The organism is Pseudomonas solani (genome assembly GCF_026072635.1).
Classification (GTDB): domain Bacteria; phylum Pseudomonadota; class Gammaproteobacteria; order Pseudomonadales; family Pseudomonadaceae; genus Metapseudomonas; species Metapseudomonas solani.
In genome coordinates this window covers 6,019,072-6,034,092 of sequence record NZ_AP023081.1, presented here as the reverse complement: position 1 = coordinate 6,034,092, position 15,021 = coordinate 6,019,072, and the positions used below count along the sequence as shown (strand labels likewise).

The following is a 15,021-nucleotide window of genomic DNA, read 5'->3' as shown; positions in this document are numbered from 1 at the left end:
ATTGCGGCTATTGATTCGATTTAGAGCTAGCGGCTGGCCTGCCCGTGCAGCGCACGGAGGAAGTCGGCCGCCAGGTGGTGGGCCCAGGAGCGCGCGGTGAGGCCGGCCAGGTAGGCGCAGTGGCTGCCGCGCGTGGTGACGGCGAGCAGCGTGCGGGGCATGCGCGCCATGGCCTGCTGGTGGTCGCGCACGTTGCCAAGCACACAGACGGGGTCGTCCTCGGCGTTGAGCACCAGCAGCGGCACGGTGATGCGGTCCATCACCGTGATCGGGTTGCAGTTATCGAGAAAGGCCTGCTGGCTGGGGTAGCCCGCGCATTCGTAGAGGTGCCGGTGGAACTCGTCCAGGCTCTGCGCGCCTTCCAGGGCGGCGAGGCTGGGCAGGTGGGCCAGCGCCTGGCGGTTGGGGGTGACGAACTGGCGCACCAGCTTGCGCGCCATCAGCCGGGTGTAGGGCGCGCGGGAGCGGGCGAAGGCCACGCGTATGTCGTAGCCCGGGCAGTAGGCGAAGGCGCCCTGTAGCGGCGTGTCATCGCCCTGTTCACCGAGGTAGCGCACCAGCAGCCCGGTGCCGGCGGAGATGCCCGCCGCGTAGAGCGCGGAGTGCGGGTAGCGCTCGCTGATCTGGCGCAGCTGCTCGCGGAGGTCGGCGGTGTCGCCCATGGTGTTGAAGCGCGGGCTGGTCAGCGACAGGTCGCCGTGGCCACGGCGCTGGCAGAACACCACGCGCCAGCCGGTGAGCCGCTGCAGGTCGCGGACGAAGCCGCGCATGCTGTGGGGCGAGCCGGTGATGGTGTGCAGCACCACCAGTGTGGGCACCTCCGGCGGCAGGTCGGCGCCGAGCCAGTGCAGGGCGGTGGTGCCGCCGTCGGCCATGAGCAGGGTGTCGACGCGGTCGTAGCGCAGGGCGGGGGAGAAGACCTTCTTCAGGCCCAGGCCGAGCAGTTGCAGGTGACCGTTGAACAGCCAGGGCGTGGCCCAGAAGCGCCGGGTGAGGCGCGGCACCTGCTGGATGAGGGCGTCGTTGTCGGGGTTGCGCTGGTAGATCAGCTGCGGCTTGCGCGCTGCCGTGCGCAGGTAATGGAAGCCCAGGCCGGTGGCGGCGAGCGGAAGCAGGGCGGTTAACCAGGTCGACATCGAACGTCCTTGGGTTGGAGGGCGGGCCGGTTGGACCCGCCAGGGGTTGAGTCAGGTGCGCAGCTGTGCCCGGAGGATCTTGCCGATGGGCGACTTGGGCAGCTGTTCGCGGAATTCGATGCGCTTGGGCACCTTGTAGGCGGTGAGCCGCTCGCGACAGTGACGGATGATCGCCTCGCCGTCGAGCCCCGGTCTATGCAGGGCGACGAAGGCGCAGAGGGCTTCGCCGGTGGTGTCGTCGGGCACACCGATCACCGCCACTTCGCTGACGTCCGGGTGTTCGGCGATCACCGCTTCCACTTCGTTGGGGTACACGTTGAAGCCGCTGACCAGGACCATGTCCTTCTTGCGGTCGACGATGCGGAGGTAGCCGTCCTCGTCCATCACCGCGATGTCGCCGGTGCGGAACCAGCCGTCGACGAAGGCCTCATGGCTCTCCTCCGGGCGGTTGAGGTAGCGCTCGATGATGTGCGGCCCGCGCACCAGCAGTTCGCCGGGGGTGCTGGGTGCCAGCTCGTGGCCCTCGGCGTCGGCTATGCGCACGTCGCTGCCCGGCAGGGGCAGGCCGACGGTGCCGGGGCGCTCTTTCGGGCCGGGCGGGTTGAAGGCCACGAAGCAGCTGCTTTCGGTGAGGCCGTAGCCTTCGAGTATCTGCCCCACGGCGGCACGCCAGCGCTCGCCGGTGACCGGGCGCAGGGAGGTGCCGCCGGAAACGGCGAGCTTGAGCGCGGGTGGCCTGGCCTGGAACCAGGGCTCGGCCAGCAGGCCGGCGTAGAGGGTGTCCACTCCCGTCATCCAGCGCACCGGGAAGCGCTCGAAGGCCGGCTGGGCATTGCTCAGCGGCCGTGGGCTGGGCACCAGCAGGTTGCGTGCGCCACGGCCGAAGAACAGCAGGAAATTAAAGTTGAAGGCGAAGATGTGATAGAGCGGCGGCAGGGTGACGATGGCCTCGCCCGGCTCGATCTCGGCGTCGAAGCCCTTGAGGTAGTCCTCGGCCATGCGCAGCACCGCCTTGAGGTTGGCGTGGGTGAGCACCGCACCCTTGCTGCGGCCCGTGGTGCCGCCGGTGTACTGGTAGAGGGCGACGTCGTGGTGACGCGGCTCCAGCGGCGCCGCCTGCCGGCCGATGGCCAGGGCCTGGGTGAAGCGCTGGAAGCCCACCTCGGGCGTGAGGTCGCCGCCGGCCTGTTCTTCGAGCTTCTGCTGGATGGCGCTGGCCACCGGCTCGGGGAAGAAGTCGCTGAGGCTGGCGAGCACCAGGGCGATGCCGTGCCGGGCGACCACCTGCTGGGCACGCTTGGCAAACAGGTCGCAGGCCACCAGCAGCCTGGCGCCGCTGTCGGTCAGCTGCGCATCCAACTCGCGCTCGGTGTACAGCGGGTTGACGTTGGTGACCACCAGGCCGGCCTTCCAGGAGCCGAGGACCGCGACGGGGTAGTGCAGGCAGTTGGGCAGTTGCAGGGCCACCACCTCGCCCGGCTGCAAACCGCACGCGTGCACCAGGTAGGCGGCGAAGGCACTGGACAGCGCGTGGACCTCTGCGAAGGAGAGGTCGGCATGCAGCCCGTTGGGCATCACCTGGGTGAAGGCCGGTGCGTCGCCATGACGCTCGGCGCCGTCACGGGCGCAATCGGCGAGGTTGCCGGACAGTGCCTCGGCGCCGAGCCGGTAGCCCCGCAGCTGCGGTGGATAGTGCTGTTCCCAGCGGCGTGCAGTGGTCATCCCTTGTCTCCTGTTGTTGTTATGGGTGATGCGGTGGTGCCGGTGCCCGTCTAGAGCAGGACTTCGATATCGCCGGTGGGGAAGGCCACGCAGGAATAGATCCAGCCGAAGTCACGGTCGGATTTGCGCAGGTGCGCTTCCTGGGGGTTGAACACCGGGCCGGAGAGCAGCTTGACCCGGCACAGGCTGCATTCGCCGGAGCGGCAGGCGTTCTCGGCGAAGTAGCCGTTACGTTCCAGTGCATTGAGCAGGGGCTCGCCGACCTGGCTGCGGAAGCTGCCACGGCCGCGCACGGTGACCTGCACCTCGTCCTCCAGCGCCACGCCTGCGGGCCAGCCCGGTTGCTGGTCCGGGGACTTGGGCGCGCCGTTGGCCTCGACGCGGATGCGCCGGCGGGGCACGCCCAGCTCGGTGAGCAGCGCGACGCAGCTTTCGTTGAAGGGGGTGGGGCCGCAGATGTAGAACATCTTGCCGTCGACAGCGCCCAGTTGCGCCTGCAGCAGCTCGCGGGTCAGGCGGCCGTCGAGCCCCTGATAGCCAGCGGGCGGCCGCGAGATCACTTCGGTGAGTCGGACGTTTTCATGGTGCGCGGCCAGCTCGCGCAGCTGGTGTTCGAAGATCACGTCGTCCACATGGCTGTTCACGTAGACCAGGTGGAAGCGCTGCGGCAGGTCGCGCCCGAGCAGGTCCAGCAGGATGCTGCGCGCCGGGGCCACGCCCGAGCCGCCGGCGAGGAACACCAGGTCGTCGCCATGGAACAGCGGGTTGTGGTGGAAGGTGCCCATGGGCCCGGAGCTGGTCAGGTGCTGCCCCAGGCTCACGTGGTCGAGCAGGTAGTTGGAGACGAAGCCCCCCTTGGCGCGCTTCACCGTGAGGTCATAGTGGCCACGCTCGCCGGGCGAGGAGGACATGGCGTAGGGGCGGGCAGTGAGTACGCCGTCGATCTCGACGAAGAGGTTGATGTACTGGCCCGCCTGGAAGGGCGGCAGCGGCTTGCGGTCGCTCGCCTTCAGCCGCAGGGTCTTGGTGCTGGGCGTGTCGTCGATGATCTCGACCACCTCCAGCGACAGGCGCTTGGGGTGCAGTTGCACCACGGTGCTGCCCACTTCGCCGCGCACCTCCTCGAAATCGCTGCCGCTCTGTTCCAGGGCCTGCTTGGCGGCGAGGGCTTCGGCGTAGCCGGCGATGCGGTTCATCGGGTTGCGGTCAGACATGCTCCACCTCCGTGGTCTTCAACTGCTTGAGCACGGCCCTGGCCGTGGATTCGCCCGCCATGTAGGTGGGCTGGAAGCCGCCCATGGAGGTCCAGGAACCCGCCATGTAGAGCCCGGGCACGGCATCCAGGCGTTCGCGCAGCAGGGCCGAGTCCTGGGCGCTTTGCTGGAAGCCGTAGATGGCACCGCCGGGGGTGTTGAGGTAGCGCATCATGGTCAGCGGCGTGGCCACTTCCACCTCTTCGATGTACTGGCGCACCTTGGGGTAGACCTTCTCGATCACCGCGATGAGCTTCTCGGCGAATGCGTACTTGGTCTGCGCGTAGCGCTCGGGTGGCACGGCCTTCCACACCTCGCCGTATTGCAGGCAGACCAGCACCACCTGGCTCTTGCCCGCCGGCGCGGCGCTGGGGTCTTCGAGGTTGTAGCAGGTGAGCATGCCGCCGAGCGGTGGCTCCAGGCTGCCCATGCGCGCGTGGATCTGCTCCTCGTCGAGGGTTTCGTAGATGAAGCTGGAGGCGGTGGTGACGCCGAGTTCCCCGGGGGTGCAATCCAGCCCGAGGTAGATGACGAAGGCCGAGGTGCCCATGCGCCGGGATTTGAAGTCCTGCTGGACCTTCAGCGGCGGGCGTTCGAGGTCGAGCAGTTCGTTGAAGGTGATCAGCGGGCTGGCGTTGGACACCACCGCCTTGCAGGCGACCCGTTCGCCGCCTTCCAGGCTTACCCCGCAGATGCGCCCGCCCTGGGTGTGGATGCGCTCCACGCCGCAGTTGAAGCGCACCTCGCCACCGGCTTCGAGGAAGGATTCCACCAGGGCGCTGGACATGGCCTGGGAGCCGCCCTTGATGTGCCAGGGTTTGAACACCGCGTAGGCGTAAAGCATGGTCGCCAGGTCGGCGAAGGGCAGCATGGTCGGCGGCACGCCCAGGTAGAGCCAGTAGGTGGCGAGGATGTTCTTCAGCTTGGCGTCGGTGAAGAACTCGTCCAGCACCTCCCGCGCGGGGCGGAAGCCGTACTTCACGTAGTAGGGGCAGAGCGATTCGAGCATGGCCTCGCTGTTGGCGCGGCTGGCCTGGGGCAGGGTCATGAAGCTTTCCAGGGTGACCTTCTCGCAGACCAGCATGAAGCGCTCGATGGCCTCGCTCTCCGCCGGGTACATGCCCTGCAGCAGGCGGCGGATGCCCGACCAGCTGGCCGGCAGGGTGACGTCCAGTTCGTCGGGCACGGCCAGGCGGTACAGAGCGTGCTCCTGGATGAACTCGACCTTGTCCAGCACGCCGAGCTTGTCGAAGAACTTGCGCATCACGAAGGGCTTGTCCTCGGTGCCCAGGCCGCTGAGCTGGTGCAGCGCCACCTCGAACTCGAAGTTACCGCGCACGAAGGAGGTGGCGCACCCCCCGGGAATGTTGTGGCGCTCCAGCAGCAGGGTGCGGGCACCACCGCGCTGCAGCGCGGTTGCAGCGGTCAGCCCGGCGTTGCCGGCGCCGATCACCACGGCGTCGTATTGGTTCATCGCTCACCTCGAACTTATCAACGATAAGATTTGGTCAAAAAAAGGGGGCCTAGGGCTTGTACGAAAAGTCGTCGAGCGCAGGCGCTTTTTAGAAGCGGTCCTGCAATGCATGCAGGTCGTCGAACTGCGCCGGGGTGCCGCTGGCTCGTGCGCCGACGGCGCGGAGGATGTCCTGGCCGCTGAGGATGGCGCTCTGCAGCAGCACCGCGTGCTGGAGGGATTCGTAGACGCCGTGGTCGCGGCTGTAGAGCATCGAGCGCTTGATGCCGTTGATGGCCACCGGCGGGCGTTCGGCGATGCGGCGGGCGGCGGCGAAGGCGCCTTCGAGCAGGGCTTCCGGGGCGGCGAAGACCTTGGCCAGCAGCCCCAGGCGGTGGGCTTCGGCGGCGTCGAGGGTGTCTCCGGTCAGCGCCAGGTAGCGGGCCACGCCGGCCGGGATGAGCCGGGGCAGGCGCTGCAGGATGCCGAGGTCGGCCATCATGCCGATGTTGGTTTCCTCGATGCGGAACTTCGCCGCCTCGGTGGCGAAGCACAGGTCGCAGGCGGCGATCAGGTCGAAGCCGCCACCGATACAGGCGCCCTGGACGGCAGCGATCACCGGGAAGCGCGCCTGCTCCAGGGCATTGAGCGCGCCCTGCATGCGTTCCAGGTTGACCTGCAGCACCTCGCGCTCCTGCGGGTTGCTGGCGTGGAATTCCTTGGCAGCGGAGAACATCTGCAGGTCCAGACCGCCGCAGAACACCTTGCCTTGGGCGGAGATGACCAGCGCCCGTACCGTGCCCGAGCGGCTCAACTGGTCGACGGCGGCGGGCAGTTCGCTCCAGAAGGCGCGCGTCAGGCTGTTGGCCTTGTCGGGGCGATTGAGCTGCAGGTGGGCGACGCCGTTGTCGACGCTGACGGCGAAACACTCATAGATTGGGGCCATGGAAACACCTCGGGGGCGGATAATCTTGGCGATGCTAAGATTCGATCTTTGCAGCGTCAAGATTTTTCCGAGTGCTAAGATCGCGACGCCCCGCCGCCCACGAAATCAAGGCCCCCGCCGCCCATGAGCAAGACACCTCAACGCGCCCGCGACACCTACCACGTCGGCAATCTCGCCCCGCAACTGCTCGATGCCGCGCGGGAGATGCTTGAGGAAGTGGGCCCCAGCAAGCTGTCGCTGCGGGCGGTTTCGGAGCGGGTGGGGGTGAGTTCGACGGCCGCCTACCACCACTACGCCAACCGCGCCGAGCTGGTGGGCCAGTTGGCGGCCCAGGGCTTTCGTGAATTGGGCGCCGTGCTGCGTATCGAAGATGGCGGCAGCACCGGCCTGCAGAAACTGCGTGACGCCAGCCTGGCCTACTTCAGTTTCGCCCGGGCCAACCCGGCGCTGTACCAGTTGATGTTCGGCCCGGAGCTGGCCAGCGGCGAGATGCCGCTCGACTACATCGAGGCGCGGGACCGGGCCTTTGGCGAGCTGCGGCGGATCATCGCCGAGATCCTCGGCCAGGGCATGGACAGCGCCGAGGTTCGCCGCGCCGCGCTGGCGGGCTGGTCCTACACCCATGGCCTGGCGTCGCTGGTGATCCACGGCGTGTTGCAATTCCCGGCCGGCACCACCGACGCACGCTTCGTCGACAGCACGCTGCAGGGCTTCGAGCACTTGTTCAATGCCGGCGGCGGAGTGGGTTCCGGGACCTAAGGGGCGGGCGGAGGGTGCGCTGGCCCTTGCACTGAGGCAAGGGCGCGGCGGAGGTAGGCGGGGTTATTCCAGGTGCTCGGGGTTGACCGGGTCGCCGGACTTCATGTTCAACTGCGCGCGCACATCTTCGAACATCGCATCGTAGTGTTTGTGCATCGAGCCAATGCTGCTCATGGCTTTGGGAATGCCGTATTTTTCGGCGATCTTGGTGATGTTGCTGGCGAAGTTATAGGCCAGGTCCTTGGGCAGGAAGAAGGACTCCTTCAGTTCCTTGTTGAAGATGCTGCCATGGACGGTGAAGAGCATGCCTTTGCCTTCCTTGGGGTCCGTGGTGACCTCGTAGTCGATGCACAGGTTGTAACTGAAGTCGTGCTCGTTCAGCGCATGACGCTCGATATGCAGGTGGCCGGGTTCGAATGTCGCCATTGCTCTTTCTCCTTCATGAATAGCGTGAATCAGCTGCGTCCGCGCAAAGAATAAAGCAGAGCTGCGAGGCACTGAAAACTAGTTCCTTTTCAGGGTTTGTAAAGCCTGCGGGAGCGCCGGTACGGGCGTCCTGCGGGTATTGGACGCGCCTGCTCATCGGTCATTCAATGTTCTTCCATCGTTCCATGGCGGTGCCTGCCCGATCACCTAATGATCAGGGCCCGATCAAAGGCCGGGCGGGAGTAACGCCAACTAAGACAATGAAAAAAGAGGCGCGGCGAGTGTAAATAACAGCGATAAAACTCTGGGATCCAGTAAACTCTGCGTGCGCTTGCCTGTCAGAATCACTGAAACAACCCACCCGAAGGTTTTCCATGTCCAAACTTGCAGAATTCAAGGCTCTCGAAGCCAAGCTGGCCGAACAACTGGCTCAACTCGATGCACTGAAGAACGATAAAGAACTCAAGCGTGAAATCGAATTCGAACAGAAGCTGCGTTCGCTGCTGGGCGAGTACAACTTCTCGCTGCGCAATGTGATCGCTATCCTCGACCCGAGCGTTTCGCGCAGCCCCGTTGCCGCTAAAGCCGGCGGTCAGCGCCGCGAGCGCGCGGTGAAGGTCTATATCAACCCGAAGACCAACGAGCGCGTCGAAACCAAAGGCGGCAACCACGGCGTATTGAAAGCCTGGAAAGCCGAACACGGTGCTGAAACCGTGGAAAGCTGGCTGCAGTAACCGCTTCTGCCCAGTTGCAAACAGCCCGCTTCGGCGGGCTTTTTGTTGCAGGTGAAAGAGCGATAACGTCGGCCTGGCTATTCGATCGTGTTTGAACAGGCAATGAGCACAGGAGGCCATTGCGTTGTTCTTATATCGCTCGCGGGATACCCGGATGGATTGATTGGTTACTCCGTTGCGATACCTCGCACTCCATCACTTGCCAGCGATAAGCTCCGCTCCCAGCACCGTTCAATAACACTTCAAACGATAGAACCCCATGAAATCCGATGGCTCCCTCAGTGCACGCGAGGTCTACCAACTGCTCAAGGACATCGCCCTGGGCGTGCGCCTTATGCGCCGTGGCACGGAGCAGGGCTGGAGCCGAGACCATCGCGGTGACGTCGAGCTCGCGGTCGATGGCTGGCAGCTGACGCTGTACAACGAATTCGGCCACCTCGACCACTGCAGCGCCTGCACCTCGGCGGACGGCCGGCAGGGCGCGCCCGATGCCTGGGCGCGGTTCGGCACCGACCCCACTCAGCTGTTGAGCCAGTGGGAGCGCAGCCAGTTGGAGGGCTTGCTGCATAGGCTTTAGGCGGCCGCTGGATGTTTTTCGCGGTTGAAACCGCTCCCACGGAACAGGCTTGATCGCGGTCAAGGCGCACGTGGATGGGCGCGGTAACGTTGGGGCAACCCGTAGCCGAAGCCCGAGCATCCACATGGCCAAGCCCTTTCCCCTCAACCCCAAGCACCCCGAGCGCATCTGCTGGGGCTGCGACCGCTATTGCGCGGCGAGTGATCTGGCCTGCGGCAATGGCGCGGACCGCACCATGCACCCGGTGGAGACCTTCGGCGAGGATTGGCACGAACAGGGGGAGTGGGGCATCGAGCCGGTGCTGGGGCCGGATGCCGTGCAGGAGGCGAAGCCGTGACGCGCTATCTCGCCCTGGCCCCCAGCGCAAACTGCTATGGACAGAAACACCCGAACTGATACTGGCTGGCCGTCCGTTCGCCGTTGCATAGTCGGAGTCTTTTTCTCGACGCGCACGGTAGCGGAGGCTGAGCATGGATGTGCTCATGGGGTTGCTTGCGGCCCTGCTTTGGGGTGGAACGGATTTCATGGTCGGGTTGAATGCCCGGGCCGTGGGCGTGCAGCGCGCGGTGTTCTTCAGCCAGACCCTGGGGCTGTTGCTGATGAGCCTGCTGCTCGTGGTGTTTCCCGCCTTCCTGCTCAAGCTGACCGACGCCGCGCCGGGGGATTGGGGCATGGGCGTGCTGGCGGCCTGCTTCACCCTGTGCGGCGCGCTGGCGCTGTCGAAGGCCTTCTCCATCGGCAAGGCGTCGATCGTCGCGCCGGTGGTTACCTCCTATGGCGTGGTCACCACCCTGCTTGCCTGGCTGGGTGGCGAGCGGCTCAGCGGGTTGCAGCTGGCGTGCATCGGCCTGTGCGTGGTCGGTGTGATCCTCTCCAGCATCACCCGTGGGTCCGACACGCCGCATCATGTCGAGCCGCGCCGCTCCATCGCCTATGCACTGCTCGGGCGCTGCTGTACGGCACCAGCCTGTGGTTGCAGGGGCACTTCACCCTGCCGCGCCTGGGCACGGTGGGCATGCTTTGGCTGGGCTACCTGGTGGGCGTCAGCCTGTTGCTGGTACTGATGCTGAGCCGCGGTGGCAGCCTCAAGCCGCCCGCGCCCCGGCATGCCTTCGCGCTGGCGGGCACCAGCCTGATGAACCTGGGCGGTTTCTCGGCCTTCGCGTTCGGCGCCATGGCTGGCTCGGTGTCGGTGGTGACGGTGATCAGCACGCTGTCCGGCGGGATCGCGGCTATCCTCGGCTACCTGTTCTTCAAGGAGCGGCTGGCGCCCGTGCAAGTGGTTGGCGTGACCCTGGTGCTGCTCGGCGCCATGGTGCTGCACGTGAAGGCATGACGGTCATGTGGGCGGCGTAGCCTGCATCCGCCGGATGAAAAATGGATTAACGAATTCCGTGTTCCTGGCACTCCCTCCCGACCTTTATGCTCGGCGCGGAATTGCCCCTGGCCACTGACCTTCCCACCCTTGGAGAGCCCGATGTCCTTCGTCGATTCGATCGTTGAGCAGGTGTTGCGCATAGAGCTGGGAATTCACCACAGCAGCGTGCGCCTGTTGTGCCGGACCGATGGTGAAGCCCTGCATGACCTGCGCATCGGCCTGCGGCGGCTGCGCAGCCTGTTGCGGCCCATCCGCAACCTGGAGTCGGTGCGTGAGTTGGATACCGCAGCAGCGGAGGTGGGGCGGCTGACCACGCCGATCCGCGACCTGGAAGTGATGATCATCGAGCTGGAGCGTCAGGGGCTGCCCGACCTGGCGCAACTGCGCCGCCAGCGTCTGGAGCAGGGCTATCGCATGGTCGAGGACAGTCCCACCATTCGCACGCTGATGGCCAGCCTCGATGACTGGCCGGAGCAGTTCCGTGATGCCCAGCGTGCGGGCGAGCTGCGGGCGTTGCGCGACTTCATCCGCAAGCGCCTGAAGAAGCAGCGCGACACGCTGGTGGCCGCACTGCGCGACCCGGCCTACGACCGCCACGCATTGCGCATCCTGGTCAAGCGCATGCGCTACGCCCACGACGCCTACCCGAGCCTGTCGCCGATTTCGGCCAAGGCCGCCGCGTCCCTCAAGGCCGTGCAGGGCGCGCTGGGGGATTGGCACGACCACTTCCAGTGGTGCCTGAAGGTCGACAGCGAGCGTGACCTGGAGCCCCTGCGCCGCCCGTGGGAGATCGCCATGGAGGCGTCACTGAAGGCAGCGGAAGCAGAGTTGCAGAACCTGCTGGAGCGCCTCGAAGGAAACTGAAAACCCGCGATCAACCGTTGCCGGTGTGAGCGGTGAACTTGACGAACACCAGTTCGGGGTCGCCGTCATCCAGGTTGTCGATGCGCCGCTGGGGGTGAAGCCATGCCGGGCCAGCAGGGCGAGCATCGGTGCGTTGGAGGCGTTGGTCGAGGTGAACAGCTTGGGCCCGGTGCACTGCCGCTCCAGCTCCGCCATCAGCGCTGAGGCGACGCCTCGGCGGCGTGCCCCGTCCTTCACCATCACCAGGGCGATGAAGTCGTGTTCGAAGAAGGAGCGGTCGAGCACGCCGTAGCCGAGCAGCGTCGAATCATCGTGGGTTTCCACCGCTACCCAGCATTGGTCGGCCGCTACCGCGTTGGCGATGAAGGCCTTGCGGCCCGGCTGCTCGCGGACTATCGGGTCCAGCGCCACGAGAGCTTCGGTATCCGCGCTGCGGGCGCGTCGCACGGTGGGGAGCGTCATGGTCGGCTCATGCCTGGGGAAGGGCGGCCAGTCTAACCACCGGCTCTCCCTCCGTCTTCCGATGCTTCCCGGAGAAGGCCCTGGCGGTACTGGTTGAGCGTGGTGCCGGTCCAGCGGCGGAAGGCTTGGCGCAGGCTGGAGCCGTCGTTGTAGCCGAGCAGCTCGGCGATCTGTTCGGTGGTCAGCTGGGTGCGCCCCAGCAGTTCCCGCACCCGCTGCAGGCGGGCCTGATCGAGTATCTGCCGGTAGCTGCAGCCCTCGTCGGCCAGGCGTCGGCGCAGGGTGCGTTCGGTGAGCTTGAGGTGCTGGGCGATCTGGCCGATGTCCGGGTAGCGGTCCGGCAGCGAGGCGAGCAGGGCGGTGACGCGCTGGCGGGTGCCGCCCATCTCGCTCTCCAGCAGCTTGTTGAAGCCCTCGCTGGCCAGCGCCAGGGCCGCCTGGAACACCGCCGGGTTGGCGGTGGGGATCGCCGATTCGAGCAGGCCCGCCGGCAGGAGGAAGACGATGTCGCTGCCACGGGAGCGCACCGGCATGCCGAAGTAGGCGAGGTAGGGCTGGGTGCTCTCCAGCCCGGCGGGCAGGGTGAGGCCGAGCCCCTGCAGCGGGCGGCCCATCAACTGGTTGAACAGGTGGTAGGCGGCGGAGGCCAGCACGTTGGCGTGGAACTGGCGCTGCCGGGCGTCCCAGCCCGCCCGGATGCGGAAGCGGGTGGTGACCCGGACATCCCCCTGGCCTTGCGCCTCGACCAGGATGTCGGCGATGTCCGGGTTGAACAGCAGCATGTAGGCGCGGACCACCTTCAGGGCGTCGGCGAGGGTTTCCGCGCTCATCAGGGCGAGGCCGGCCATGCCGTAGTCGGTGGCGCGGTAGTGCTCGCCCAGGCTCAGGCCGTCGATGGCGCCGCCGTGGTTGCGCACGATCCAGTCGTACAGGGCGTGGCTGGGCGGCTGCTCGTCGGGGCTGTCGGCGAGCAGCAGTTGCGGCGCCTCCAGGCCCCGGGCGTGCAGGTAGTTCTGCAGCGGTCGCCACTCGAAGTCGAAGGTCAGCGCTGACGGCGGCATGCCGGGCTCCTCAGGGATCACAGGTTGCGCGCAATGGCGCGGAAGGCTTCGAGCGACTCGTATTCCATGCGCGTGCCGTCCTCGTTGTAGCGTGCATAGGCGGAAGTCTTGGCGATCACCACGCGGCGCGTCGGGTTGACGTAGATGAACTGGCCATAGACGCCCACGGCCATGTACTCGCCTTCGTCGCCCTGCGGCACCCACCACTGGTAGCCGTAGCCGAGGTTCGGCTGGCCCTGCTCCTTATACCGCCCGGGGCGGAGGAAATCCTTCGCGGGGGTGACCGATTGCTGCACCCACTGCCGCGGCACGATCTGCTCGCCCGCCAGGTTGCGGCCCTCGTGCAGGTACAGCAGGCCGAAGCGGGCGTAGTCGCGCAGGCACAGGTTGAGGCCGCCGAAGGCGATCTCCGCGCCGTCGTTGTCGGTCAGCCACTGGCCGTCGCACTCGGCGCCGAGGGGGACCACAGCTTCTCGGCCATGTAGTCGGCCAGGTCGCGGCCGGTGGCGCCCTTGAGCACCATGCCCAGCACCTGGGTGTCCACGCTCACGTAGTGGTGCTCCGTGCCGGAGGCGCCGGCGCTTTTGAGCTGCGCCACCCAGGCGTCCACCGAGCCGCCGAGGGCGATGGTCTGGCCCAGCTGGTTGATGCCCGCCTCGGGGTCGGCGTAGTCCTCGTTGAAGGCGATGCCGGAGGCCATTTCCAGCACGTCCTGCAGCGGCACGCCGTCGTAGCCGCTGCCCTTGAGCGCGGGCGCGTAGTCGCTGACCGGGTCGCGGATATCGCGGATCGCACCTTCCTTCAGGGCGATGCCCACCAGGGCGGAAACGAAGGACTTGCCCACCGACCAGGAGATGGCCCGGGAATCCTCGCGGTTGCCTCGGAAGTACTGCTCGTAGACGACCCGGTCGGCCGCCATGACCAGCATGCCGGTGGTGCCCGAGGTCACCAGCCAGTCGCCCAGGGCCTGGTCCCGGCCCTGGAAGTGGAAGCGCTCCACCAGCGCCTTGGGTGCCGTCTGCAGGGGGACGCTCGCGGGGCCCTTGGGGATCGGGCGCGCCTGGAAGATCGTCGGCATGGAGCGGAAGTTCTGGGTGATCCGCTCGGGGTCGAACAGGGTGTGGAAGTGCCACAGGCGCATGCCCAGTTGCGTGGCGAGCACCAGGACGATGCCGCCCACCAGCAGGGCGGCTGACAGCAGCAGGCGTTTTACCGAGAGGCGGCTCATCGGGCGGCCTCGGCGTCTAGCGATTGGCAGTCGGGGATGTAGATGAAGGTGGGGCGATACGCAGCGGTTCTTCTCATTGTTTTCTCTGCCGTGTGGAAGGTGTTTCACCGGGGTGCAGTGAACCAGCCGCCAGGCGTGGAGCGCGAGAAGCGCTCCGGACAAAAAACGATGGAAATCGGACAGGCCTGCTGCCTCAGGCCAGCTCCAGCACCTGACCGTCGGCGGGAATCAGCAGGCGCTGGGCCAGGCCGCTGGCGTGCGCTGCCTCCGCGAGCTCCTCGCGGGTGACCGGGCAGTGGTTGATGGCCTGCAGGTGATTGGCGACCACGATGCCCCGGCTGAGGCGGGTGAATTCGAGCACCTCGTCCAGGCCCATGATGATGTCGTCGCCGATATCGAAGCGCGCGCCACCGGCCGGTACCACGCACACCTGGGGCTGATGGTGCAGCACGAAGTCGCGCACCCCGGGCGTGAGGATGGTGTCGCCGGCCAGGTACAGGCTGGGTTCGCCGGGCAGTTCGATCAGGTAGCCGACGCCGTGCTCCATCAGGCGCCCGACCAGGCCCTTGCCGTGGGTACAGCGCACGGTGCGGATGGTCCCGCCGAAAAAGGGCACCGGCTCCGCGTGCCCCTCCGGCAGCGGCTGTACGTTCAAGCCCAGCCGCGCCAGGTAGGGCGCGTCGTGCGGGGTGCAGATGACCGGGATCTGCCGCTCCCGCAGCCAGCGCGTACCGGCGCGGTCCAGGTGGTCGAAGTGGCCTTTCTGGCAGTGGGTGATCAGGCAATGGGTGACGGACTCCAGCGCCTGCGGGGCCGATTCGGGCAGCTCGACCGTGGGGTTGCGCTGCCGCCCGGCGAAGATGCGCAGCGAGGGCAGGGTGCCTTTGCGCGCCAGCATGGGGTCCACCAGGATGCGCTGCTGGCCCAGGTCGAGAATGATCGTTGCGTTGCGGAGTTGCTGGATCTTCATCATGTTCCTCCTAGGGTATGGCGCCATGGTGCCGAGGACCGGGTCTGGCGAT

At 66.7% G+C, this 15,021-nt stretch carries 16 protein-coding genes and 1 pseudogene; 6 read left to right on the top strand and 11 right to left on the bottom strand.

Annotated elements, in window-relative coordinates:
* Positions 1–26: 26 nt before the first annotated feature.
* The 5 genes from PSm6_RS27260 to PSm6_RS27240 form a co-directional block, all read right to left on the bottom strand.
* Positions 27–1,136, bottom strand: coding sequence for a YheT family hydrolase (locus PSm6_RS27260; protein WP_265168808.1), 1,110 nt, complete (start codon positions 1,134–1,136; stop codon positions 27–29).
* Positions 1,137–1,187: 51 nt separating this feature from the next.
* The gene (locus tag PSm6_RS27255) at positions 1,188–2,858 is read right to left on the bottom strand and encodes an AMP-binding protein (protein ID WP_265168807.1); all 1,671 of its coding nucleotides are present in this window, start codon (positions 2,856–2,858) and stop codon (positions 1,188–1,190) included.
* A 50-nt stretch (positions 2,859–2,908) separates the two neighbouring features.
* A complete protein-coding gene (locus tag PSm6_RS27250) occupies positions 2,909–4,072 on the bottom strand; it encodes an FAD-binding oxidoreductase (protein WP_265168806.1) in 1,164 nt (387 codons plus the stop codon).
* Positions 4,065–5,585, bottom strand: coding sequence for a phytoene desaturase family protein (locus PSm6_RS27245; protein WP_265168805.1), 1,521 nt, complete (start codon positions 5,583–5,585; stop codon positions 4,065–4,067). Before PSm6_RS27245 ends, PSm6_RS27250 begins: the two co-directional genes overlap by 8 nt.
* 88 nt (positions 5,586–5,673) lie before the next feature.
* The gene (locus PSm6_RS27240; RefSeq protein ID WP_265168804.1) at positions 5,674–6,510 is read right to left on the bottom strand and encodes an enoyl-CoA hydratase-related protein; all 837 of its coding nucleotides are present in this window, start codon (positions 6,508–6,510) and stop codon (positions 5,674–5,676) included.
* Between the two features lie 123 nt (positions 6,511–6,633).
* Here PSm6_RS27240 and PSm6_RS27235 point away from each other — a divergent pair, with 123 nt between their 5' ends.
* On the top strand, positions 6,634–7,269 hold the full coding sequence (locus PSm6_RS27235; RefSeq protein ID WP_043243951.1) for a TetR/AcrR family transcriptional regulator: 636 nt from the start codon (positions 6,634–6,636) through the stop codon (positions 7,267–7,269).
* A gap of 63 nt (positions 7,270–7,332) precedes the next feature.
* On the opposite strand, the gene PSm6_RS27230 is transcribed toward PSm6_RS27235, so the two are convergent.
* Positions 7,333–7,695: a DUF5064 family protein gene (locus PSm6_RS27230; RefSeq protein ID WP_021220248.1), complete on the bottom strand. Its 363-nt coding sequence runs from the start codon at positions 7,693–7,695 to the stop codon at positions 7,333–7,335.
* A gap of 374 nt (positions 7,696–8,069) precedes the next feature.
* Here PSm6_RS27230 and PSm6_RS27225 point away from each other — a divergent pair, with 374 nt between their 5' ends.
* The 5 genes and pseudogenes from PSm6_RS27225 (at position 8,070) to PSm6_RS27205 (ending at position 11,248) form a co-directional block, all read left to right on the top strand.
* Entirely contained in the window at positions 8,070–8,429 is a 360-nt protein-coding gene (locus PSm6_RS27225) for a histone-like nucleoid-structuring protein, MvaT/MvaU family (RefSeq protein ID WP_021220249.1), read from the top strand.
* Between the two features lie 259 nt (positions 8,430–8,688).
* Positions 8,689–9,006 (top strand): DUF7693 family protein, encoded by a 318-nt coding sequence (locus tag PSm6_RS27220; protein WP_265168803.1) that lies wholly within the window; start codon positions 8,689–8,691, stop codon positions 9,004–9,006.
* Positions 9,007–9,130: 124 nt separating this feature from the next.
* Positions 9,131–9,343, top strand: coding sequence for a DUF3079 domain-containing protein (locus PSm6_RS27215; RefSeq protein ID WP_021220251.1), 213 nt, complete (start codon positions 9,131–9,133; stop codon positions 9,341–9,343).
* A 133-nt stretch (positions 9,344–9,476) separates the two neighbouring features.
* A pseudogene (locus tag PSm6_RS27210) lies at positions 9,477–10,342 on the top strand (DMT family transporter).
* A gap of 141 nt (positions 10,343–10,483) precedes the next feature.
* Positions 10,484–11,248 carry a CHAD domain-containing protein gene (locus PSm6_RS27205; RefSeq protein WP_021220253.1) on the top strand — a complete coding sequence of 255 codons (765 nt, stop codon included), beginning with the start codon at positions 10,484–10,486 and terminating at the stop codon, positions 11,246–11,248.
* On the opposite strand, the gene PSm6_RS27200 is transcribed toward PSm6_RS27205, so the two are convergent.
* From PSm6_RS27200 to PSm6_RS27180, 5 genes are all read right to left on the bottom strand, one after another.
* Positions 11,189–11,710 carry a GNAT family N-acetyltransferase gene (locus tag PSm6_RS27200; RefSeq protein ID WP_307735124.1) on the bottom strand — a complete coding sequence of 174 codons (522 nt, stop codon included), beginning with the start codon at positions 11,708–11,710 and terminating at the stop codon, positions 11,189–11,191. The two genes, PSm6_RS27205 and PSm6_RS27200, sit on opposite strands and share 60 nt — an antisense overlap.
* A gap of 32 nt (positions 11,711–11,742) precedes the next feature.
* On the bottom strand, positions 11,743–12,771 hold the full coding sequence (locus tag PSm6_RS27195; protein ID WP_265168802.1) for a helix-turn-helix transcriptional regulator: 1,029 nt from the start codon (positions 12,769–12,771) through the stop codon (positions 11,743–11,745).
* Positions 12,772–12,788: 17 nt separating this feature from the next.
* Positions 12,789–13,238 carry a serine hydrolase gene (locus tag PSm6_RS27190; RefSeq protein WP_265168801.1) on the bottom strand — a complete coding sequence of 150 codons (450 nt, stop codon included), beginning with the start codon at positions 13,236–13,238 and terminating at the stop codon, positions 12,789–12,791.
* Complete coding sequence (locus tag PSm6_RS27185) at positions 13,199–13,999, bottom strand: serine hydrolase domain-containing protein (protein WP_265168800.1); 801 nt, start codon at positions 13,997–13,999, stop codon at positions 13,199–13,201. Before PSm6_RS27185 ends, PSm6_RS27190 begins: the two co-directional genes overlap by 40 nt.
* A 193-nt stretch (positions 14,000–14,192) precedes the next feature.
* Positions 14,193–14,969, bottom strand: coding sequence for an MBL fold metallo-hydrolase (locus PSm6_RS27180; protein ID WP_265168799.1), 777 nt, complete (start codon positions 14,967–14,969; stop codon positions 14,193–14,195).
* Between the last annotated feature and the right edge of the window lie 52 nt (positions 14,970–15,021).

Bases quoted from the DNA above. Each gene is read 5' to 3' on its own strand.
- PSm6_RS27260 (WP_265168808.1), bottom strand. From the start codon at position 1,136: ATGTCGACCTGGTTAACCGCCCTGCTTCCGCTCGCCGCCACCGGCCTG.
- PSm6_RS27255 (WP_265168807.1), bottom strand. From the start codon at position 2,858: ATGACCACTGCACGCCGCTGGGAACAGCACTATCCACCGCAGCTGCGG.
- PSm6_RS27250 (WP_265168806.1), bottom strand. From the start codon at position 4,072: ATGTCTGACCGCAACCCGATGAACCGCATCGCCGGCTACGCCGAAGCC.
- PSm6_RS27245 (WP_265168805.1), bottom strand. From the start codon at position 5,585: ATGAACCAATACGACGCCGTGGTGATCGGCGCCGGCAACGCCGGGCTG.
- PSm6_RS27240 (WP_265168804.1), bottom strand. From the start codon at position 6,510: ATGGCCCCAATCTATGAGTGTTTCGCCGTCAGCGTCGACAACGGCGTC.
- PSm6_RS27235 (WP_043243951.1), top strand. From the start codon at position 6,634: ATGAGCAAGACACCTCAACGCGCCCGCGACACCTACCACGTCGGCAAT.
- PSm6_RS27230 (WP_021220248.1), bottom strand. From the start codon at position 7,695: ATGGCGACATTCGAACCCGGCCACCTGCATATCGAGCGTCATGCGCTG.
- PSm6_RS27225 (WP_021220249.1), top strand. From the start codon at position 8,070: ATGTCCAAACTTGCAGAATTCAAGGCTCTCGAAGCCAAGCTGGCCGAA.
- PSm6_RS27220 (WP_265168803.1), top strand. From the start codon at position 8,689: ATGAAATCCGATGGCTCCCTCAGTGCACGCGAGGTCTACCAACTGCTC.
- PSm6_RS27215 (WP_021220251.1), top strand. From the start codon at position 9,131: ATGGCCAAGCCCTTTCCCCTCAACCCCAAGCACCCCGAGCGCATCTGC.
- PSm6_RS27205 (WP_021220253.1), top strand. From the start codon at position 10,484: ATGTCCTTCGTCGATTCGATCGTTGAGCAGGTGTTGCGCATAGAGCTG.
- PSm6_RS27200 (WP_307735124.1), bottom strand. From the start codon at position 11,710: ATGACGCTCCCCACCGTGCGACGCGCCCGCAGCGCGGATACCGAAGCT.
- PSm6_RS27195 (WP_265168802.1), bottom strand. From the start codon at position 12,771: ATGCCGCCGTCAGCGCTGACCTTCGACTTCGAGTGGCGACCGCTGCAG.
- PSm6_RS27185 (WP_265168800.1), bottom strand. From the start codon at position 13,999: ATGAGCCGCCTCTCGGTAAAACGCCTGCTGCTGTCAGCCGCCCTGCTG.
- PSm6_RS27180 (WP_265168799.1), bottom strand. From the start codon at position 14,969: ATGAAGATCCAGCAACTCCGCAACGCAACGATCATTCTCGACCTGGGC.